The organism is Anaerocolumna aminovalerica (assembly GCF_900115365.1).
Lineage (GTDB): Bacteria > Bacillota > Clostridia > Lachnospirales > Lachnospiraceae > Anaerocolumna > Anaerocolumna aminovalerica.
On the sequence record NZ_FOWD01000049.1, the window covers coordinates 1 to 22,321 of the forward strand.

A 22,321-nucleotide genomic window follows, 5' to 3' on the forward strand; every position below is an offset into this window, starting at 1 on the left:
AGGACAAGATACGTATTCTTTAACTGAAAAGGAAGATCTTTTATCTTCTGCATACGATAGTCATGAATTCGCTTCGTTGAGTTACCACAGCATGGGCATATATGCGGTTTTGGAGTTGTCTCAATAAAAATATTTACACAAGTATCTGAATGTGTAATTTTAAATATTTTAATATCTTCTAAATTTAATAATAATCTGATATAATTAGGTTGCATGTATTTGCACCTCCGAGTGATGTTTGTGAGACTGACGCTTGGAGGTTTTTCTTTTATTATAAAATAAAATGTTAGAGTATACGAGTTTTTTCGTACACCCCAACACTTATTATAGAACCTTTATTATGTTCCTTATTTGCCAAATCGTTTTCTATATCCGCATTTCCTGCAAAGTTCCTCTACTGCTTCCATTCTTGAAAAACCCTCTACAATATTTTTAACTCGTTCACTTTCAAGTAATTCTGAAAAAGGAGTACTTTTTGCATTTCCCAGATTAATAATCCCTTCCCCATCCAGACAGCAGGGAATTACCGTTCCATCTACCAATATTGCTATCTGGTTACGAAGTCCATAACAAAATCCAATGCCATCGTCTTCTTTCTCTTTTAAAGCAGGCCATTGAAATTCATGATCCTGATTTAGATAAACACCATCTGCTATTTTTATTCCTCTCCCCGGAGTGACGATTTCTTGTATGTTGTAAGGCAGATTAAACTCTTTCTCAATTACTTCTAATAAGGCATTGTTCTTTTTCTTGTTCAGATTAACCTGGTTATTCTCTTCCAGATTCCATAGCCTTAAAGAAATTAGTACATTGGATTCTTCTCTGGTTTCTTTTACAAAAGATAAAATATTATATATATATTCTCCCTTATTTTGTAAGCCATCATTCCCGTCAAAGCTATGGAGAGAAAAATTAATCTGTCTTAATGCAGGTTTTTTTGTAAGCTTGTCCTTTACCTTTGTAATCAATGTGCCGTTTGTAGTTATATTTACCTGAAAACCTTTTTCATAACTTATATCTAAGAATTCATCTATTTGAGGATGAAGAAAAGGCTCTCCTTTTACATGAAAATACAAATAATCCGTATATGGTTTTACTTGGTCCAATATATGGCAGAAGGTATCTATTGTCATAAATTCAGCTTTTCGTTGTGTTTGAGGGCAAAAACTGCAATTGAGATTACAAATATTCGTGATCTCAATATATACTCTCTTAAATTGTTTCATTTATCTATACTCCCAAGTTTTCATGATGTAATAAAGCCAAAATCATTTTAACACAGCAGATGAATTAAGTACAGGAGTACTATACAAAAATAATACATCCTGATTATCAAAGGTAACAAATTCCCCTAAATAATCACTTGTAATATACCGAATATCCACCAGTGTAACTTTAGAGTAACCTTCCAGTAATAAAGGTATGAGACTGCTGCCAAAAGAATCACGGAATACAATAAGTTCTTTCTCTTTTGCTGCATTTGGATTATCAACAATAAGCAAAGGGGAAGCCCCTGACAGAAATACATCATAAGGGTCCTTATCATGCAGTTTCATAGTATCATATACCGGTGAGGTTTTATCTGTTTCAACATTATAAACTCTACAATCATTAATTATATCATTGATGAGATAGTATAGTTTTTCATGTTCTAAAGGCAGGGCTGATTGGCCATAATATACACCATAGAAGGGAACATCTGCCTCTATTGCTTCGTAATTTCCGGATAGTTCTTCTGAAATACCCAGTGCTGAAGCTATTTTCTCTGCTACTTTCATGAGCTTTTCCTGTCTCCAGTGAATGTCTGTATAGTAGTAGTCCTCCAATTCAAGAACATCTGAAATATCTATATACTCTGCGAATTCCATATGATTCTTCAATATATTAAAAAGCTGTTCATAATCCATAGAAGGATATCCATTTTGACTGGCTAAATAATATCCCTTATCCGGAACTATGGAAAGATAGATATTACCCTTCTGATCCTTCATATATTTTTCATAAAGGTACCGGAACTTATCAGCAGCAGATAAAATAGACTTTTCATTTAACGGATACTCTAACTTTGCTGCATAATCCCCTTCAATATAAATATTGTTATTATCTTTCTGAGCAAAGGCATAGAACCTTGTATATGCTTTTAATTTTCGTAACATAAAACGATGTGGGAACTGATCCTGTGCATATTCCTCAAAGCCAGTCATAAACTTTCCGGATAACAAGGTTTGTAATTTGAATTCCGGTAATTGTTCCAGTTTTCTTCTTTCACTAATTGATATTTCATCCGATGGTTTTATCCAGCAAAAAAGTGCAAGGATGCACCAAATAAGTCCTATGGAAAGAACTATAACGGTATTTTTTATTTTTTCTCCCATAACAACCTCGATTCTGGCGCTTTAGCACCATTTAATAACGACAGTAACTTTATGCTCCGGCACAAATTGCCGGCCGAAAAAACTTTTTTTCAGCCTAAGATTTTCCTTAAAAACGAAAATATAAAAATGGATTAAAAGAAGCATCTACCAAATACGCAGTAATTGTTAAAAGCATTACTATGCAAATTATCGGCTCCAGTATCACCATTATCCTGTCAGCCCATTTTATCCTGCGAATTCGTTCTATACATAACTTCGGCAAAGGTGTACAGCCAATTATGGAAAGTATCAGAATTACACCATAACTTCGCAAATAATATAAGGATTGTATATCCGTTACTTTTATTCTTCCAATTCCCAGCATGGAACCGATACGTTCCACAGCCTCAGCCATAGTAGCAGCATCAAAAATAACAAAACTTATTATTACAAAAAACAAGACATATATATGAGATATGAATTTAGGTAATTTTCCCATCGCTTTACCAATCCATAATTTTTCAATCATTAATAACAGGGCAAACAGCATACCCCAAATTACAAAATTCCAGGCTGCACCGTGCCATAAGCCGGTAAGCATCCAAACCACTACAATATTTAAAATCCATCGGCTTTTCTTTACACGGTTTCCTCCCAATGGAATGTAGAGGTAATCTCGAAACCATGTACCCAGTGACATATGCCATCTGCGCCAAAACTCACTTATACTCCTTGATATATAAGGATAATTAAAGTTCTCCAAAAATTCAAATCCAAATATTTTTCCCAAACCGATTGCCATGTCACTATATCCTGAAAAGTCAAAATATATTTGAAGTGAAAAAGCAATGGCATAAATCCAATAAAATAACACTGCACTTTGTTCTGTTTTCTTAAAAATCTCACAAACTTCACCAAGGGAATTCGCTAAAAGAACCTTTTTCCCAAGGCCGAATATAAAACGGCGTAAACCATAGCGCCATTTCTCAAGACTATGACTACGACTTTCAAGAGCCGCTGCTATATCAACATAACGTACAATGGGCCCTGCGATAAGCTGTGGAAATAAAACAACATAAGTGGCTAAGTGAACTATATTCTTTTGGGCTTTTGTCTCTTTGCGGTAAACATCAATGGTATAACTTAATATTTGAAAAGTATAGAAACTAATGCCTACAGGCAAAGCAATAGAAAGTAATGATATTGACAGGCCGGTAACCTCATTGATATTACGGATAAAAAAATTGGCATATTTAAAATAACCTAGCAATCCTAATGAGAAACAAACTGAGAATATTAACCAGAATTTTGCTTTTTTTGTTTCAGAATGTCTTTCGATCAAAATACCCAGAATATAATGAACCACTATGGATAAAGCCATCAGCAAGATGTATTTAGGTTCTCCCCATCCATAAAATATAAGAGAAGAAAAAAGAAGTACCCAATTTTTAAGTTTCTTTGGTACGGAAAAATATAAGATAAGAACCAAAGGCAGAAAATAATATAAGAATGTTATACTTGAAAATAGCATGCTTTCTCCTAAATATCCACATCCTGAATTCTTTAACCGTAGATAACCGATTTGAAAACAGGATATGGTTAATGAATACAATGATTAATTTACTTTTTTAACTCAATATCCAGCTTACCACCGCTGACTTCTTTGAATGCATCCACAATCTGTTGGGATGTCACATTTTCTTCTAAAGTTGAAGAAACCATAAAAAGCATAATTACATCATCACGACTAACAACTTGAAGATCATCTGCTCCAACACATATCCACTTTCTGGTGTCAATGCCATTCAACATTTCCTTAGCAACCTTTTCTGCATCACTGGCATCATTTAACTGCACTAGTACCAGGGAATATGCATGGGATAATATCATTGCTTCCGATGCTGCAATTTTCTTTACCTTAGAACTATCAGAAAGCCCTGTATAATACTTTACTGAATCCTCATTACTTAAATCAACTGATTTATTATCCAGCATAAGTCCCGGTTCCTTAATTTCATATATTTTTTTTATTATGGCCAGAAGATCTTTATCTTTTGCTTCCTGCTTATCATTATCTTTTGAATTTTCGGTTCCTTTGTTTCCAGTTTCCTTATTTCCGCTTTCTTTATTTCCGCTTCCTTTATCTCCAGTTTCTTTATTTGCTGTTTCTTTATTTGCTGTTTCTTTATTTCCGCTTTCTTTATTTCCACTTTCTTTATTTCCGCTTCCTTTATTTCCGGTTTCTTTATTTGCTGTTTCTTTATTTCCGCTTCCTTTACTTCCTGTTTCTTTATTTCCTGTTACTTTACTATCGCTTTCCTTACTTTTACTATCTGTATTCTCCTTTACTTTATTTCCGGTCTCTTTATTTTCAATCCCTTTATTTTCGGTTTCTTTATCTTTAGTTGCTGCATTTTCAGTTTCTGCTTCTACGCTCTCGTTACTTTCTTCTTCTATATTCTCAGTTTCTGAATTTTCGTCTTCTTTCTCTTTAGTTTCCCTGACATCCTTTGAACTGTCATCATTGTCCCGAGGCACGTCTTGGGAATTATTCTCCATTAAAGTATTTTCTGACGAAACTCCATTCTCCTCTTTACTAATTTCATTTTCTTTTTTTCTGTCTTTTTACAACCGGTAGTAACACTCATGATTAGAACGATCAATCAAATGTATACTATGCTTTTTTTCATTTGTATCCTCCAGGTATTTCTTTATTTTAACTCAATATCTAACTTGCCGCCGCATACTTCTTTGAATGCATCAACAAGTTGCTGGGATGTTACACTGTCTTTAAAAGATGAAGAAACCATAGACAGCATTATCACATCATCATGACCTACAACCTGTAAATCATCTGCCTCAACACATATCCACTTTCTGGGGTCAATTCCCTTTAACATTTCTTTGGCAACAGATTCCCCATCATTTGCATCATTTAACCCAACAAGTACCAAGGAATATGCCTGTGAACCTATCATAGTTTCAGAAGCAACTGCTTCCTTTAATTTAGAACTGTCAGAAAGTCCGGTATAGTATTTCACCGAATCACTATCACTTAAATCCACCGGAGTTTCAGCCACTGCAAGTTCCGGGTCCTTAATTTCATATATCTTTTTAATAATTGATGTAAGTTCACTATCTACTGTATCTTGTGAATTTCCATTATCTGAATCTTTCGTTTCACCATTTTTATCATCTTCATTTTCTTTATTTTCAGCTTCTGTATTATTGTTTGAACCTTTATTATCATCCTCTTTTCCTGTATTCTTACAGGCGGTAAAAACACTCATGGTTAAAACTATCATTAAAATATAAACAATTTTTCTTTTCATTTTCTGTCCTCCAAATAAAATATGTCTTTGTCCTCTTATACTAATCTGGTATGGGAAGTGACCTCCTTCCTATAAAAATCCTCTAAGTATGTGAAGTATAATCGGATCGTTACATTTTTTAGACGAGGTACATTTGATTTTGGTTCCATTTTTTAATAAAAAGTGCTGCAGGTAATGATTTCCGTTTCTGAAATGCTTTGTTTTTACTTATATTATTTATGTAATCAGGTAACAAACCTTGTATATATTTAATCCAACAGTTTATTGTCTCAATATTTGTAAGTTTGTCTATTACTTCTTCTTTCTTAAAGAATATCATACTATCAATTTCATGGACTGTACAATTTAATTCTTTTTTATCTCCATAATATCGAATTAGAAACTTGGTCCTCTCCTGTGATGAAAAACCTTTATAGATGAGATTTCATTTGCACATTTAAAACAGAGTTTTATTAACTCCTATCTATAATCCATAAAAACCTATTAAGATTTATATACTACATATTTTTCCATATCTAATCATAAAATAACCCTCCATATCCGATAAGATTATTATATCAAAATATAGAGGGTTATGTGGGACTTTTCAGTTACCTCATTTAGGATAGGTACTGTGGTGGATTATGAATTTTTCAATCATTGCCCGAAGAAAAAACGATAATATTTTTAGTTTTACTTGGAGTCTTAGTCATTGTCAGGTTATATACTACTTTAACAGCCGTTTTAAGAAAAGAAAAAAAGGTACGGCTATTGAAACACTTATCTTCCATCAGTGCGATTGGATAAAAATCCATAATATAAGATACATTGGGTATACTATTTCTGTTAATATACCTAAATTTTACGGATGATGTCTAGTCTAGTCATGTCATTTTTCAAAATCCTTGTCCTTTAAAGCGCTGGCGGTGGCATAAACCACACGCAAATCGTGAGGTGTGCAGATACGCAGAATACGTTCGATTTTACATAGCATCTCCTTATCACCGGATTTTTCCGGAAAGAAAGCATTATCAACCGAAAAATTTAACGTAACAGCAATATTGTAAAGCACCTCAACGGACGGCATTCTAGTTCCTGCCTCAATCTGCTTGACATGTACCGGCGTAATGTTAAGCAATTCTGCCAGTTTTTCCTGTGTTAGCCTGTTTTCCATGCGAGCATTCTTTATGGTAGTACCAAACTCTTTTCTATTTAACATGATATACTATAAGCCTCCTTTAGAGTAATCTTAAAGAATACATTCAGACTTGAAAATTATCTGAAAGAATATTAAAATATATTCTTATAGAATACCAATAAAGTAAGCACTTTATACATGGCAATATTTTGATAGAAAAAACCCAATCTTCGGAAATCCACCAAATAACCGGGAACATGCGAAAATTAAGGGTTTTCATAGACGTATGCTATAACTTTTCTTTATGGCACCCTATGAACCTTTTTATTCCTCCCGCTTCATGTAATAATTTAAAGTAGGAAAAATTTCCTATTTGGTTTTTTGAAGAAAGGAACATATATTTTAGAAAAACCGCAGAAATTTCTGTGTTTCCAGGGAAGTAAAGAAATAAATAGAAGCGAAACAGGAAACAGCCAATAAAAGCCCCATCTTGTTTGTGAATTTTGAATGTTTATTGAGAAAGATAGTACTGTGGTAAAAATACATGGAGAATTTCAAAGAAACCTTAAACATTTTATTAACAATAAAAACGGTTTCAATGTGATATCTTCTCCTAGAGAAAAGGAGCAGCTAACATGATTTTTGAAAGCATGAGTCAAGCCATAGCATCTATGCAGATGCTTCAAAGATTTTATTCTGTCATCCGGATTAAGGATACAGGTAGTGCAGAAATATTATATGACAGCGATAACTCAGACATGACACATAAAAATCCTGTTTCTTTTACAGGTCAATACAATGCAGCACTTACAATCAGCAAGAATGATCATTCAATAATACTCACGACCACTATACCGGTATCTATTGGCGGCCGTTCTTGTTATCTGGAATTAATCCAACGGGCAGTAAATGATAATGAGGTAAACCAGTCCACATCTATAAAACAAAAAAATATAATTCACCACATGCGTAAATTAGCCATTACGGATTCCCTTACAAACCTTTACAATCGCAGGTATATTTATGAGCAGCTTCCAATTGATTTAGCATGGGCTTTCCAGAATGATAATCCCGTATCTGTCATTTATGCAGATATAGATTATTTTAAGGAAATTAACGACAAATATGGGCATATTGTGGGAGATTATATGTTAAAAGAAGTTGCAGATGTTTTACATCAGCAAGTACAAAAAAAAGATGGATGGGCGGCCCGATATGGCGGAGACGAATTTCTTATCTGCCTTCCTTCTATTAATAAAACCACTGCTGCCAGAATCGCAAACCGAATACGTAAGGCAGTAGAAGTCAAACAATTCATCATAGATTCTAATCTTTTAAAAATGACTTGCAGTTTTGGTGTACAGACTATATACAAAAGAAATGGTGTAAACACGGTTGATAAAGTAATAGAATTGGTTGATTGTAAATTATACCAGGCAAAAAACAAAGGAAGAAATAGAGTTGTTGTGTAAATGAATAAACATGGGAAGCTGGATAGGTATCAATAAAATATCCTCTCAACGTAGATCGAGAGGATATTAATATCTTTAGCAATTTTATATCATTTTCTATTTCACATTAGAGGCCTGGGATGTCCACTAAACAACTGTATTTTTTCCAATAGTTATTGCAGCATTTATCATAATATTCTTTTAATCCGACTGTTTTCTAAAAGGATTTTATTTATAGATTTTCTTTAAGAAAGCAGTTCCCTTTCTATACTCCGGACTTAGCTCATCCTCATTTCCCATCCACTCAACTGATTAAAGTTTTATCCTTTTTCAGTAAATCATTTTCAAAACCAATATCAATTTGTACACTGTTGAATTTTAGATTGTATTTATAAATTAATTGTTTAACCGGCCAAATATTATAAAAATTATTTATGTGCATACAATATGCATATAAATCACAGTAAACATTCATCTTAATCAATGAGAAGTGTAATGATTATCGTTTGCTATTTTCATAAAGCATGGGATATTTTAATATACCTTTTTCAGACAGTAATATGATTAAAATTATTGAAAAAAACTATTTTTTTGATAATTTTATAGGTATGTTTATCAATTTGAGACAGGAGATCGTGATGAATAATATTGGCCTAAAAAGTAAACTAATCATTTTTTACACCACGTTAAAAGAAGTTTTTTTATCTTCGCTACCTTTGGCTGCAATTATAATTATTGTTTGCGGTTTTATAGCTCCCTTAGACAACATGTCTGATTATGTTAAATTAATCGTTGGTTATGTCAGTGTAGTTTTGGGACAAACACTGTTTTTGGACGGATTAAATATTAGTATCCTTCCTATAGGAAAACTAATAGGAGGTTCCTTAATAAAACTAAAAAAAGCAATTTTTATAATCTTTTTTGGCTTTGTTTTTGGTCTGCTTGCCACAGTTGCCGAACCTGCCTTAACTGTTTTAGCAAAACAGACAAATATGATTATGCCAATCATCAACACAACTGTTTTTATCTGGATTCTCGCTATAGGCATTGGTATAATGGTAGGTTTTTCTCTTTTTAGGATTCTAAAAGACCTGAACATTAAAGTAGTCTTTGCTTTATTGTATATCCTAACATTCTTAGTGATTATCTTTGTTCCTGATCAATTTATTGCTTTAGCTTTTGATGGCAGCGGCGCAACTACCGGAGACATTTCTGTTCCCTTTATTTTGGCTCTTGGTATGGGTGTTTCTGTAACAATGTCAAAGCATAAAAGTAATGATGATACTTTCGGTATCATTGGCTTGGCCTCTGTAGGCCCTATACTTGCATTGGCTATCTATGGATTAGTACTTAATGGGCAGTATAACGGCGTACTTCCTGCTGAACAGATATACGCCCCAGGTGCTGCGGCCAACGTAGGCGAAATTATAATCGGAAACCTATCAGGTGTAGCCTTAGGTCTTTTACCGGTTATTGTCGTATTTCTGCCATTTCAGTTTTTCTTAATTAAACAGTCTAAAAAAGAATTTATAGAAATTCTATTGGGAACTATAGTGGTATTTATTGGCTTATTGATATTTCTTTCAGGTATTGATTATGGCTTTGCATTTGCGGGTAAATACATTGGAGAAGTATTTTTAGATACTTCACGTCCTGAGTGGTTCAAATGGCTGCTGTTGATTATTGGATTTATTCTGGGTGCCGCTATAACTTTGTCAGAACCAGCTGTTACAGTACTGGGAGAACAACTTGAAGAACTTACTAACGGCCACATCAAAAAAATGACTATTCGTATGACACTTGCCATCGGCATTGGGTTCGCCTCTTTACTCTCTATGGTAAAGATTCTAACGGAGATTCATATCCTATGGTTTTTAATACCTCTTTATGCTATATCACTTATTTTGATGATATTTACACCAAAGCTGTTTGTGGGGCTTGCATTTGACTCCGGCGGTGTATCCGGAGGAGCTTTAACATCTGCTTTCTTGACTCCTCTCACTCTTGGGGTGGCACAAGCTGTAGCAGCCACATCCAAATCCGGCGGTCAATCAATATTAGTCAATGGTTTTGGTATCATTGCATTTATTTCTGTAGCCCCATTGATTGCTGTTCAATTTTTAGGTATAGTGTATGATATAGAACTTCGTAAAACACAAAGATTGCTGGAAGATGCTGAGATTGAAGATTTAGAAGAGCTGGCTTTGCTTGCTGATCATTTAGGTAAAGTAAGCAATCACCAGGACGAGGAAAATCCCGTGGAAAACATAGATGATAAGCAAATTGAAGCCAACGTGGACACCTAATCGGAACGTAAAATTATGTAGGAGGAAATATACCTTGATTGAGTTTGAGTATGGTATCGACTTTTTAACCTTAATAGCAGGTAGGAAGTATAAAGATGAAATCTTAAAATTGTTATTAAACTCTGAATGTCATCTTATAGACGTAGTATATGCCAAAGGTTCTATCCAAACCGGATATTTTAAAGATATGCTGGGACTTGTACCAGAGGAGAAGAAAGTTTTGATTACATGTTTAATTGCTGATAATCTTTCTGCCAAAGTGTTGGAGCAATTAGTAACAAAATTCAATTTTGACAAGCCAAATACTGGTGTGGCCTTTGTGGTTCCCGTTGATAAGCTGTCATTATAATCTGAGGAGGAAATATGAATAATAATAGTGATAATATGAAAGCACTGTATATCGTTGTTAATGCAGGATTTGCTGAAGAGATAGTTGAACTTGTTCGTACAAAAGGAGCTGCCGGCGCCACTATAATAAATGCTCGTGGTATTAGTTCGTGCCATAAAGAAATCATGGGAATTAGTATAGATGCTGATAAGGAAATGATATTAACTCTCACTGACAGTGACACCGCTGAAAAAATTATGGATACCATAAAACAAAACTATGGCTTCAAATCTCCTGCCCATGGTATATGTTTCGCACTTCCTGTAACAAAAACTGTTGGTCTTAGTCAAAACCTTTCTCAATTACAGGACATAAATAAGTAGAGTTTGATACCCCCAATGGGAAAAAGGGGTGGAAACTTAAACGAGATAATACAAAGGAGAACAAAAATGAATATTACTTTTCGAACTTATAAAAAAGAGGACATTCCTTTTTTGAAAGATATTTGGAATGATATTTTGATAGGTGGTGTTGCTTTTCCGGGGGAAGTCCTTTATGAGGAGCAGACATTTGAAAAAATGCTGGAGGAACAGTCTGCAGTCACCTGTATTTTGGTTAATAATGAAGTTGCTGGTTATTTTATTTTGCATCCCAATAACATTGGCCGTTGCAGTCATGTAGCCAATGCCAGTTACGCAATTTCCAAAGAGTATCGTGGCAGAAAGTTGGCGGAACCTTTGGTAAAAAAATCTCTTGAGCAGGCAAAGGAATTGGGCTTTAGAGGGATGCAATTTAATGCAGTTGTTACTGGAAATATTGCGGCTATTCATACCTATCAAAAAGTTGGATTTAAAATTATAGGTACAATTCCACAAGGCTTTCGATTAAAAAATGGTGTATATTCGGACATGCACATTATGTATATTCCGTTAATCTAAAGGAATATACTGAAAAAATATATCTTTACAACGTAATTACAATTCTTGGATACCTCCCATGTTTTTCTTGTGTTTGGCTAAACACAATTATTATTGCATAGGAGGTTTTCTTGAAACTAAAACTAGCTGGGGTCACTCCGGCATAGCCGGTGGCTTATGTTCATACCAATAGCTGCTTGTTAGATGTAAATCTCAAGTGGCAACAATTAATATATTTATTTTCGATGAATATTACAAATTTTCATTACGTTATAACCTGTCTGCAGTTATTAACCAAATCAATTTATCTACCTGCTCACTCTTACACTTAAATCCATAAGAATTAAATATCTCTTCCACTTTATCCACATTTGCAAAGTATTCATCTTCCAGATCTTCTCTTTCCCATTCTGTACAATTTGTTTCAAATTCTAATCTGCTGTTATCATCTTTAAACATCAAATCAGTTATTACAATACGGCCATTTTTCTTTAAGACTCTATTCATTTCTGCTATAGCAAGTACTTTTTCATTCTCCTTACAATGATGAAAAGCATAAGAAGTTACAATTGTATCCGCTATGTTATCACTAAGAGGTAATTTTAGAAAGGTACCTATTCTAAGTTTAGCTTCAGGGCACTTCTTTTTAGCCTGCTTTAACATATTTATTGACTGATCAACACCTATGTAATCAATTTCATCACAATTTTTCTCTATTATTCTTCTGGCCAGATTTCCAGTTCCGATTCCGATTTCAACAATTCTTCCTGGAAATATTTTTTCAGAAGTTCTTTCTATAACTTCATCATAATTGGTATAAAAGTCTAGTCCACTACCTTTTATACGAATATCTTCATCATAGTTCTCGGCCCAGCCGTCAAAGTTCCAGGAATCCTTCCAATTATTTGACCCAGCTATGACATTGGCTGTCATCTCCATACTTTCAATCATAGTTTCATCTATTTCCGGGTTGTTCAGCATTTTTTCGATGCATTTCCCCATTGTTTCACGAATCGACACCATTGAATGTATATGGTCATTCAAAATATTATACTGTGCTGAAAATTGTTCAAGAATTGTAGTTTCTGCGTTACTATTTATTATTTCCAATATAGCTCCTATAGAAAAGCCCATTTTTCTATAAAGGACTATCGTCTGTAGCTTACTTAAATCTTTCCCGGTGAATTCACGATAACCATTTTCTCCACGCAAGGGTGTAATTAACTTTTTCTTCTCATAAAACCTTATTGAATTAGCACTGATTTTTAATTTTTCAGATATTTCTTTTATTGTATACATTTCATTGGCTCCTTTATCCCTGATATAACAAGAATAAACCTTCGTCTTGGACGAAGGTCAAGCATTTTTATAACTTTTTTATCAACAAGATTATTTATTGTTATCTCAACTTCTAAGTGACTATCATCTAATTATAATATTATTTTTTTCCTTTCAAAAATCAAATAAACTTAATTGCCCGTTCTTTAAAGATTTTACACTTCTCGTAGTAATAACATCATCCTTATTAACAACTCCGCAAAGTAATGGGGAGTTTACATCATACATTTTAATACTGTCTGCTACCCTGGAATCATTAAAGTTAGCATAACAATATTTGCAGCCATTCATGCATGTATTGTAGGTTCCAACTTCAACACTTTCAAGGCAGCCACATTCTTCTCTTTGATTCTTGTCTTTTTTACCTTGTATCTTATAACCAATAATCTTTTCTATTAAATTTTTATCTATACAACTTCCATGTTTTATTCCGGAATCCTGTAAGTTTATTACTTCAGCACAGGACTCAATCTCCATTTGGTTATCCGATGCTATTTTTGCCATATTTGCCGCTAATTCTAACATTTCTTTTTCAGACAATGGCTTGATTTTTAAGCCTTCTGTATTACGTTTGGTTTTACTATATAAATCTATAAAACTTATAATAACTTTATCTGTATATCCTCTTAAGTTTTCTGCTATCTCTTTAAAGGCTTTTATATGATATTCCATAGAATAATTATGATTTAATAAAATTGGATCATATCTCCATATTACCTTTTCACGGCCTATCTTTTGGGATAAGTCCTGAAAAACAGAAATCATGTGCTGTCTTTTATTTGGTAAATTAAACTCAACATCCTTGCCGTATCCGGTAAGTGTAAATTGAAAATAAAATTTATATGCTTTTAACTCATCCAGTCTGCTTATCATATTCTCAGGGTTTTTTGTCCAAAAAACTATACAGTCTACAACATCAGGGGATATATCTATTTTACTTATTTGATGTGCATTCATTGGATTCCTAACATATAAAAAGCCTTCTTTTACTCTATTATAAAACCAATCAGAATAATAGTTTGGGATATCTGTCCTTCGACTAACACTCAGTATCATGATTATTCCCCCTGTCTGGAACCTTGGATTATCTATTCCATATTATAGCTATGATATATGTATATTACAACATTCAAATTTAGAAATATTCAAAAAGGATTTTAATAATTATTTATAATTATTTGTTTCCATATCTACTTTTGAAATAACATAAATTTAGAAGCTATAAATGATACATAACATTAATTTTTCTGACTGCATTTGGTTATCTGGTGAATGCAAATGGAAACATTCAGGCATACTAAATATTATAATCTCCAATCACCGATTGACCATTTGTCATTGAACTGTTATAATAAAAATATAATCAATATAAAAAAGGATGTGAGACAATGGATGGCAATCCTCGAAGTCGGTTAAACGACCTCGCCCCCCAGTATAAAAAACATAAATCGATTGGTCGGCGTTTTTGCAGGCTGTTGTTCATTGTGCTTATTTGCTAATGGACTAATTGCCTGTGTATAAAGTGCTGCCTCTCGGGCAGCTTTTTTGTTGTTTTTTTATGTTTTCACTGGGGAATCCTAAATAAGAAAGGAATGATTCCAGTGAATTTTATCAAAAAAAATCAAAGTAGTGAAATTCAAAAAAACAAATATGACACTGAAGTAAAACTTCGTAACTTTGCCTTTATGACCACAGAGGAACTCTTATCCCATTTGTCCGTCACTCAGAAGGGCCTCACAAGAGAAGAAGCTGAAAGCAGGCAGGATGAGTTTGGAAAAAATGTCATAACCGCAGGAAATAAGAACACAACCCTTCATCGGCTGTTAGAAGCGGTCATCAACCCTTTTAACATTATTTTACTTCTCATTACAATTATCACGTATATTACAGATGTAGTTTTATCCTCTAGGCCTGATTACCTTACTGTTACTATCATTTTATCACTGGTGGTGCTGTCCAGCCTGGTAGCTTTTGTGCAAAGCCAGCGTTCCAATGCCGCCGCTGAAAAGCTTTCAAATATGATTTCCAACAAGGCTGAAGCTTGGAGGGATGGAAAGCTGACAGAAATATTAATAGACGAAGTAGTTCCCGGTGATATTGTACGCCTTTCGGCAGGTGATATGCTCCCGGCAGATGTGCGGTTTTTAACTGCAAAGGACACATTCATTGCCCAGTCAGCTTTAACAGGTGAATCCAATCCAGTGGAAAAATTCAGTGATATACGAAACCAGCCCTCCGACGGATTGACAGATTTGCTAAATATTGGATTTATGGGCTCCAACGTTGTCAGCGGCAGCGCCACAGCCGTGGTGCTGGTAACTGGTAACCATACGTATTTTGGCTCGATGGCGAAAACCCTTTCCAATGACAGATCCAAAACCAGCTTTGAACGAGGCGTTGGTTCTGTTAGCCGGCTATTGGTTCGTATGATGCTGGTCATGGTGCCTGTAATATTTCTAATCAACGGAATTGCAAAGGGCGAATGGCCCAATGCCTTACTTTTTGCCATTAGTATTGCGGTGGGACTTACACCGGAAATGCTGCCGGTTATTATGACATCAACACTGGCTAAGGGTGCTGTTTCCATGTCAAAGCACAAAGTTATTGTCCGTTCCCTAGGGGCAATCCAAACCTTTGGAGAAATGGATGTGCTTTGTACCGATAAAACAGGGACATTGACTGAAGATAAAATCGTATTAGAAAGATACATGAACCTGCATGGTATAGATGATGCCCGTATACTTCGCCATGCCTACCTCAACAGCTATTTCCAGACGGGCCTTAAAAACCTGATTGATCTTGCCATAATCAATCGGGCAGAACAGTACGGCCTGGTAGATATGCTGGGGAATTATACCCGGGTGGATGAAATTCCTTTTGATTTCACCCGCCGCAGAATGAGCGTAGTTTTAACTGATACAACTGGGAAGCGGCAGCTTATTACAAAGGGCGCAGTGGAAGAAATGATTGGTATCTCATCTTTTGTGGAGATGGACGGAAAGGTTTTACCCATGGATGAAGAAACCAAGCGTGCAGCTTTGGCGGTCTACGAAAAGCACAATGCTGATGGTCTTCGAATAATTGCGGTAGCTCAGAAAAATGAGGTACCTGAAAGTGGGGCTTTTAGCGTTGCCGATGAAAGGGATATGGTTTTAATCGGATTTGTGGGATTTCTTGATCCACCTAAGAAAAGCGCAAAATCCGCTATTGTGGCTCTCCGGGAACACGGGGTACGTACAGTTGTCCTTACCGGAGACAGTGAGGGTGTAGCTTTAAAAGTTTGCAGCAAGGTAGGTGTAAACACCTCCCATCTGCTGACGGGACGTGACGTGGAACAAATGGATGACGCCCAGTTGTTGGATGCGGTAAAGACATGCAATTTGTTTTCAAAATTGTCACCGTCACAAAAAGAGCGGATAGTGAAGGCTTTTCAAACTGCCGGTCATACAGTTGGTTATATGGGTGATGGCATTAACGATGCCCCCGCTCTGCGTCAGGCGGATGTAGGTATTTCCGTAGACAGCGCCGTGGATATCGCCAAGGAAACCGCCGACATTATTTTGTTGAAAAAGGACCTGATGGTACTTGAGGAAGGTGTCATCGAAGGCCGCCGTACATTTGGGAACATTGTAAAATACATTAAAATGGCTGCAAGCGGAAATTTCGGAAATATGATTTCAGTTATTGTTGCCAGCATCTTCCTACCGTTTTTGCCTATGCTTCCGGTACAGATTCTGACACAAAACCTGCTTTGTGATTTCGCTCAAATGGGAATGGCCTTTGACAGTGTGGATGATGAATATGTTAAAAAACCACGTAGATGGGAAACAAAATCCATTAAGTCTTTTATGGCGTATATGGGACCTCTTAGCTCTGTATTTGATATTTTATGCTTTGCAGTCATGTGGTGGCTGATTGGTGCAAATACGGTTGAATTATCACCATTGTTTCAATGTGGATGGTTCGTATTCGGAACGGTATCCCAGGTGTTGGTTATTCATATGATTCGTACATCTAAAATACCATTTTTACAAAGCAATCCGTCTATACCACTGCTAGTATCCACCTTTGCCGTTGCTTTCATTGCATTAGGCGTAGGTTTCAGCAGTATTGCCGTCGGTATTGATATGATGCCATTACCCACTTCCTTTATACCATGGCTTGTACTCATTCTGGCCGGATACTGCCTGTTTGCCCAGTTGATTAAAAAGATTTATGTCAAACAGTATGGTGAATGGTTATAAATGACAGATATATTCTTCCTGCATAGCCCAGGGGTGCCTGAGAGATTTGCCAACCCCATTTCATTCTCAGGCTTACCCCAAAGGGCTTTCTTTATGTCTTCAGGAGATATAACTTATTATTGATAATTATTCTTTTTACCAAAAAAATTTGTACCAATTACTCCAATAATAATCATAATTGCTCCAAATATATGATAAGTTTTTAATTCCTCATGTAAGAAGATAACTCCCGCTAACATGGTAATTAATGTAGATAAATTGCTGAATACGCTCATCTTAGTCGCATCCATTTTTGACAAAGCATAGTTTGTTAACAGAGATGTTATCAATGATGATAATATTCCTAAATATAAAATTGAAATCAGGAACAGCGGTTCTGTAAAGGGTTTAAAATAATTAACAAGAGTGCCTTTAATAATGTAATCAGCAAGTGATATTGTATTAAAACTTAAGAAGCCAATAACAATCATTATATAGGTTAGATCCATTAGCCTATATTTTTTTGATACTTTCCTTGTTATCACGCTATAACAGGCGGAAGAAAGTGCTGATAATATAATTAATATAATACCTGTAAAACTTGCGGATTTTAGGTCAATACCTTTCATAAGAAAGATATAAATAACTCCGCATACTGATAGCAACAAGGATATCATTTGCAGGAAGCTCATACTTTCTTTTAAAAAAACAGCTGCCAGAATCATCGTAAAGACAGGAACCGTGGCTTGAATAATTCCGGCTTCAGAGGAAGATATATATACTAATCCAAAGGCCTGAAATGCAAAAAAGAGTGCTGGGTAGAATAAAGCAAGGGGCAAAATAGAAAGAATATCTTTTCCCCTTATATTCAGCTTTATCCAGCCCAATAAAACCGGAATTGAGGCTGCAATAAAAGAGATTGTAAACCTATGTGCCAGAATATTCATAGGGTTGGTCACAGTTAAGGCTATCTTTGTAAAAAGGAAGGATAATCCTATAATAAGGGCATATAATATGGCGGCAAGATATGCCTTTGTGCTATTACTATTTTTCATATGTTAAGTCTCCTATTATTTTAGTATGAATATTACATGTCTCTATTTTAGTCTAATTTACCATATGTTACTATAGAAAGAAAGTCAAATGTGTATCAGTGCATAGATGGAGGCTATGATAAATGTACAAATATCTGACCTTATTAAATGAGATTGAAACCATGATAAAAAGCGGTATATATAAACAGGGTGAAAAAATTTCCTCTATACGCAGGTTATCTGAAACCTATCAATGCAATAAAAGTACTGTAATAAGAACGTTACTGGTTCTTATACTTATTTAGAAACAATGTATGCAATTGTTGCAATTATCCATAAATGAGCCGGATAGAATACATAGAAAAAATATTTTGCAAATTTGGAATTATTTCCTCTTTTGCCATTATACATATACAGAAAAGGAATAACAAAAATAAACATAAAGTCCGAGTTAAACGCTAACATTTCTATTGTTGTTATTAAATCTTCGTAATTTACAAATGACATCAAGAACAAAATAACTGAAAGACATAAATAGCCGATATTTCTGTATTTGTTTTTACCGTAAGTCAAGTACGTTATAAGCATAAACGGAAGTATCGTCATACCGCCTTCTGCTATCAAAACTCCAGCCACCAGTAAAACAGCAATACATGGATAACCCACCATTTTACTCTTGATTTTGGTTAATGCGGTTAGCATTAGCACACCGATTGCCAATGTTAAAAATATGTTATTTTGAACTACAATACCCCGATCTTTAAATAATAAGGTCAGTAAATGATTACCTACAAACATAAAGGCCGCCGATGAAAATAATCTAAAAATGTACTTTTTCAGATTACTTGTATATATAAAACCTTCTACAGCAATATATGCAAACCATACTCCTACTACTCTTGTGGCAACGTGAAAAATCAATACCAAACTTTCAGGTATAAAAAAAGCTATATGGTCCAAAACCATTAAAAGTGCCATAAATAATTTCATTTGAAATCTGTCTAGTTTAATTTTTTTCATATTATTTTTATCTCCTAAAATTAAATCCGTAATTTCTGTTGTCTTAATCAATTATAATTTATTATATAAAATCTTACTATTTAAATGGATTACCTTTTATTGTCAAATACAAAGCAGGGAAATATTTGCTATACCATATAATCAGAAATGTAATTTATAATTCCAGGTAACTCCAACATTGCAATTACCAATAGGGAAGGAATGGCTAATAAGATAGGTCTTGTATAAAACCTTCCCCTCTTTCTTTTTACATCTTCTCTTGTTTCTTTTTGAAGTTCCACACATTCTCTATCCCACCAGGCTGCCCTATGATATATTTCCGAAACAATGCAACTGAGGCTGAATAGGGCTAATATTCCCTCATATAAATGCAACATTATATTCAAATTAAATCTGAGAAAAGCAAATGCTAATAGAGGGCACAATAAATACCAAACTTTAATACAGCTGATATAACGAAGTGTTTTCTTATTCGGTTTAGAGGGTTCCGTTGTGATATGAACATTTACTTTCATTTTTTCAAATGTTTCATTACATGTTATGCAGTTTTTAAGATGCTCTTCTATTAGCACATTTGCCTGAGAACTGGTAAGGTCTTCAATATATAGTGGCAATAACTCTTCCACCAATATACAATCTTCATTTTTCATATGGCTTCTCCTTCATTTCTTTCTTATTATCTAATAAATCTATCATCTTTTTTTTCATCCTAAAAAAATTTACCCGGCACCATCCATCCGGCTTATTTAAAATTCTACCGATTTCTACAAAAGATTTTTCTTCTATCAGCCGTAAAATTAATAAACTTTTTATTGGTTCTTCCTGTTCCTGTATAAAGTTTAATAGTATTTTAACTGTTTCTTTTTGCAATAATATTTCATCAGCTCCACAGCCCAGGGTTATTCTTATGTTGTCAGCATACTCTACTAATATTTTTCTCTTATCTTTTGCCAAAAAGGTCAAACATTCATTATGAGCAATTGCAAAAAGCCAGGTTTTAATACTGCTTTCTCCCCTAAAACTTTTTCTTCCTTTTATAACTTTTACAAATACATTTTGTAAAATATCTTCGGTATCAAAGGAGTTTAAAGTCATTATATATACATATCGATACAAATCATTATAATAGTATTCATACAAACTGCCAACATCATCCTCTAACATAAAACCTTCCTCCTATGATAACCTTTTTACCTAACCATTTAATGATAAATTACCTATCATATAAATAAATTTTATACATTTATGATACACCAGAATTTATATATGATATCTTATTAAAATTAAATCTACTTCTCACTGGTTTGTGGTAAAATTTAAACGGGATCAAAAACTTATCTAAATCTAGAAATGAGTTCCACTTATATGATACCATACAACCAGCTTTCTATGGCAGATATTTACACTTTGTCAAAATAAATGATATAGTCCTATGTTCCTGTTATTGCTGAGTCTCACATTGTTATATGAAATTATTCCAGCTTCTTTCCAAAACTATTTTTATGCATCAGCGGGTAGTACCTTTAAATATCTTTGATTTTGTTGCATATTGCATTATTACCAACTAAATAATTTAATGCTTTATACTTTATAATAATTAGACTATATATCATACCTTTTCGTTACATTATATAAAAAATATTGAATGTAAAAGTCGAATGTTAAATTCATTGTTTTTTTGCTATATGTTATATTGTTCATTCAAAGCAAAAAATAGTCCTAGCTAAGGCTAGGACTGATGCGACTGCCTGTCGCACAAAAGCAGCAGGAGACTTAATTTCTCCTGCTGCTTTTGATAAGTTATGATACCATAATAGTTTATTGTGATGGATAGGTCTACTAAAGGTATACCACACAGTTCTGCTCCGCCGAACGGAAGATGGCTTCCATAATATACATAACTTCCATAACTTCTTCCGGGCCAACGAGAAGCTGTGCTCCCTCGTGGATACAGGCGCGAACATTGCGGTAAAAATCCCCAATGTCGGAATGTACTTCAGGCAACGGATATTTCTTCACTGTTTCATCTGTGCGGGGTGCCATGGTTTTGGTCAAACCTGCTGCGGTTACTACCGGAACAGCATCACGTTTTTCCCAATCCGAAACCATAACGATTTCACCATTTAGCTCCCAGTCATGTATAACGGCTGTTCCATTTTCCCCCTGAATGTACCAGCGAGGCATGGAGATAAAATTGCTGGTGCCCACCTCCGCCAGAAAGGTTAGCTGGTGGTCAAACTGAAAAATAGCACGGAATCCGTCGTCCACCCCTTCGTTGGTAACATTCGTCAGCTGTGCAAAAACACTGCGGGGTTTGCGCCTGCCAAGCATCATGTTCATCTGATCCAGCAGGTGTACGCCCCAATCCAGTACCATGCCGCCGCCATGCTCCTTTTGGTTTCGCCAGTCACTTGGTATCCCCCGTGATCCATGGACACGGCTTTCTATATTAAATACCTTCCCCATAGTTTGTTGATCATATAGTTTTTTTACAATCAGATAGTCCTCATCCCAGCGGCGGTTTTGATGTACTGTAAACAGCACTCCCCTCTCTCTGGAGCAATTAACCATCTGCGTCAGTTCGTTACTGTTTAACGCCACTGGCTTTTCACAGATTACATGCTTACCAGCCCCCATGGCTGCAAGTGCAATAGGTAAATGTGTGTCATTTGGAGTGGCAATGGTTATTGCTTCCACCGTTAAGTCGTCAAGTAACTCCTGCTGCGACCCGTATACATGAATTCCATCTGCAGCTGCAGCTTCCCTGCGATCAGGATCTATATCCCAAATACCACATAGATTGGCATCATTCATATGAGAAAGTGTCCGAACATGCCAGCTTCCCATACCTCCGTATCCAATTATTGCAATGTTAAGTTTTTTCTTCTCCATAGTATTAGC

21 protein-coding genes are annotated in these 22,321 nt (G+C 34.9%); 7 read left to right on the forward strand and 14 right to left on the reverse strand.

Translation table 11 applies throughout. The features are described from left to right. From BM183_RS18305 to BM183_RS18345, 7 genes are all read right to left on the reverse strand, one after another. Nucleotides 1-215: transposase family protein (locus BM183_RS18305; protein WP_139221508.1), on the reverse strand; the 215-nt coding region annotated here is incomplete at its 3' end. A gap of 132 nt (nucleotides 216-347) precedes the next feature. Continuing rightward, nucleotides 348-1,226, reverse strand: a complete 879-nt coding sequence (locus tag BM183_RS18310) for a radical SAM/SPASM domain-containing protein (protein ID WP_091688704.1) — start codon at nucleotides 1,224-1,226, stop codon at nucleotides 348-350. A 42-nt stretch (nucleotides 1,227-1,268) separates the two neighbouring features. After that, the gene (locus BM183_RS18315) at nucleotides 1,269-2,375 is read right to left on the reverse strand and encodes a DHHW family protein (protein WP_091688708.1); all 1,107 of its coding nucleotides are present in this window, start codon (nucleotides 2,373-2,375) and stop codon (nucleotides 1,269-1,271) included. A 106-nt stretch (nucleotides 2,376-2,481) separates the two neighbouring features. After that, the gene (locus tag BM183_RS18320) at nucleotides 2,482-3,885 is read right to left on the reverse strand and encodes an MBOAT family O-acyltransferase (protein ID WP_091688712.1); all 1,404 of its coding nucleotides are present in this window, start codon (nucleotides 3,883-3,885) and stop codon (nucleotides 2,482-2,484) included. Between the two features lie 89 nt (nucleotides 3,886-3,974). Then, a complete protein-coding gene (locus tag BM183_RS20830; RefSeq protein ID WP_170848078.1) occupies nucleotides 3,975-4,913 on the reverse strand; it encodes a hypothetical protein in 939 nt (312 codons plus the stop codon). A gap of 152 nt (nucleotides 4,914-5,065) precedes the next feature. After that, nucleotides 5,066-5,686: a hypothetical protein gene (locus BM183_RS18335; RefSeq protein WP_091688722.1), complete on the reverse strand. Its 621-nt coding sequence runs from the start codon at nucleotides 5,684-5,686 to the stop codon at nucleotides 5,066-5,068. A gap of 868 nt (nucleotides 5,687-6,554) precedes the next feature. Then, nucleotides 6,555-6,884 (reverse strand): helix-turn-helix domain-containing protein, encoded by a 330-nt coding sequence (locus BM183_RS18345; RefSeq protein ID WP_091688727.1) that lies wholly within the window; start codon nucleotides 6,882-6,884, stop codon nucleotides 6,555-6,557. Nucleotides 6,885-7,438: 554 nt separating this feature from the next. Between BM183_RS18345 and BM183_RS18350 the strand changes: the two genes are divergently transcribed. The 5 genes from BM183_RS18350 (at nucleotide 7,439) to BM183_RS18370 (ending at nucleotide 11,826) form a co-directional block, all read left to right on the forward strand. Continuing rightward, nucleotides 7,439-8,275: a GGDEF domain-containing protein gene (locus BM183_RS18350; RefSeq protein ID WP_091688731.1), complete on the forward strand. Its 837-nt coding sequence runs from the start codon at nucleotides 7,439-7,441 to the stop codon at nucleotides 8,273-8,275. Nucleotides 8,276-8,892: 617 nt separating this feature from the next. Continuing rightward, nucleotides 8,893-10,560: a DUF1538 domain-containing protein gene (locus BM183_RS18355; protein WP_091688735.1), complete on the forward strand. Its 1,668-nt coding sequence runs from the start codon at nucleotides 8,893-8,895 to the stop codon at nucleotides 10,558-10,560. Nucleotides 10,561-10,594: 34 nt separating this feature from the next. After that, nucleotides 10,595-10,909: a hypothetical protein gene (locus BM183_RS18360; protein WP_091688737.1), complete on the forward strand. Its 315-nt coding sequence runs from the start codon at nucleotides 10,595-10,597 to the stop codon at nucleotides 10,907-10,909. A gap of 14 nt (nucleotides 10,910-10,923) precedes the next feature. Further along, nucleotides 10,924-11,271, forward strand: coding sequence for a P-II family nitrogen regulator (locus tag BM183_RS18365; protein WP_091688739.1), 348 nt, complete (start codon nucleotides 10,924-10,926; stop codon nucleotides 11,269-11,271). Nucleotides 11,272-11,337: 66 nt separating this feature from the next. Continuing rightward, nucleotides 11,338-11,826 (forward strand): GNAT family N-acetyltransferase, encoded by a 489-nt coding sequence (locus tag BM183_RS18370; RefSeq protein WP_091688741.1) that lies wholly within the window; start codon nucleotides 11,338-11,340, stop codon nucleotides 11,824-11,826. Nucleotides 11,827-12,075: 249 nt separating this feature from the next. Here the strand turns inward: BM183_RS18370 and BM183_RS18375 are convergent, their stop codons facing one another. Both BM183_RS18375 and BM183_RS18380 read right to left on the reverse strand, forming a co-directional pair. Then, nucleotides 12,076-13,104, reverse strand: coding sequence for a MerR family transcriptional regulator (locus tag BM183_RS18375; RefSeq protein WP_091688743.1), 1,029 nt, complete (start codon nucleotides 13,102-13,104; stop codon nucleotides 12,076-12,078). A 153-nt stretch (nucleotides 13,105-13,257) separates the two neighbouring features. Then, complete coding sequence (locus tag BM183_RS18380) at nucleotides 13,258-14,199, reverse strand: DUF1848 domain-containing protein (RefSeq protein WP_091688745.1); 942 nt, start codon at nucleotides 14,197-14,199, stop codon at nucleotides 13,258-13,260. Between the two features lie 536 nt (nucleotides 14,200-14,735). On the opposite strand from BM183_RS18380, the gene mgtA reads away from it, so the two are divergent. Next, complete coding sequence (mgtA, locus tag BM183_RS18385) at nucleotides 14,736-17,387, forward strand: magnesium-translocating P-type ATPase (protein ID WP_242961048.1); 2,652 nt, start codon at nucleotides 14,736-14,738, stop codon at nucleotides 17,385-17,387. Between the two features lie 116 nt (nucleotides 17,388-17,503). Here mgtA and BM183_RS18390 read toward each other — a convergent pair whose 3' ends face one another. Further along, nucleotides 17,504-18,421 (reverse strand): DMT family transporter, encoded by a 918-nt coding sequence (locus tag BM183_RS18390; RefSeq protein ID WP_091688749.1) that lies wholly within the window; start codon nucleotides 18,419-18,421, stop codon nucleotides 17,504-17,506. Between the two features lie 122 nt (nucleotides 18,422-18,543). On the opposite strand from BM183_RS18390, the gene BM183_RS20600 reads away from it, so the two are divergent. Next, a complete protein-coding gene (locus BM183_RS20600; protein ID WP_242961049.1) occupies nucleotides 18,544-18,705 on the forward strand; it encodes a helix-turn-helix domain-containing protein in 162 nt (53 codons plus the stop codon). Here the strand turns inward: BM183_RS20600 and BM183_RS18395 are convergent. The 4 genes from BM183_RS18395 to BM183_RS18410 form a co-directional block, all read right to left on the reverse strand. After that, complete coding sequence (locus tag BM183_RS18395) at nucleotides 18,698-19,420, reverse strand: TraX family protein (RefSeq protein ID WP_091688751.1); 723 nt, start codon at nucleotides 19,418-19,420, stop codon at nucleotides 18,698-18,700. The two genes, BM183_RS20600 and BM183_RS18395, sit on opposite strands and share 8 nt — an antisense overlap. Before the next feature lie 128 nt (nucleotides 19,421-19,548). Further along, the gene (locus tag BM183_RS18400; RefSeq protein ID WP_091688753.1) at nucleotides 19,549-20,070 is read right to left on the reverse strand and encodes a hypothetical protein; all 522 of its coding nucleotides are present in this window, start codon (nucleotides 20,068-20,070) and stop codon (nucleotides 19,549-19,551) included. Beyond that, complete coding sequence (locus BM183_RS18405; RefSeq protein ID WP_091688755.1) at nucleotides 20,060-20,584, reverse strand: RNA polymerase sigma factor; 525 nt, start codon at nucleotides 20,582-20,584, stop codon at nucleotides 20,060-20,062. The genes BM183_RS18400 and BM183_RS18405 overlap by 11 nt, the downstream gene beginning before the upstream one ends. Before the next feature lie 675 nt (nucleotides 20,585-21,259). Next, nucleotides 21,260-22,312: a Gfo/Idh/MocA family protein gene (locus BM183_RS18410; RefSeq protein ID WP_091688757.1), complete on the reverse strand. Its 1,053-nt coding sequence runs from the start codon at nucleotides 22,310-22,312 to the stop codon at nucleotides 21,260-21,262. Nucleotides 22,313-22,321: the final 9 nt, after the last annotated feature.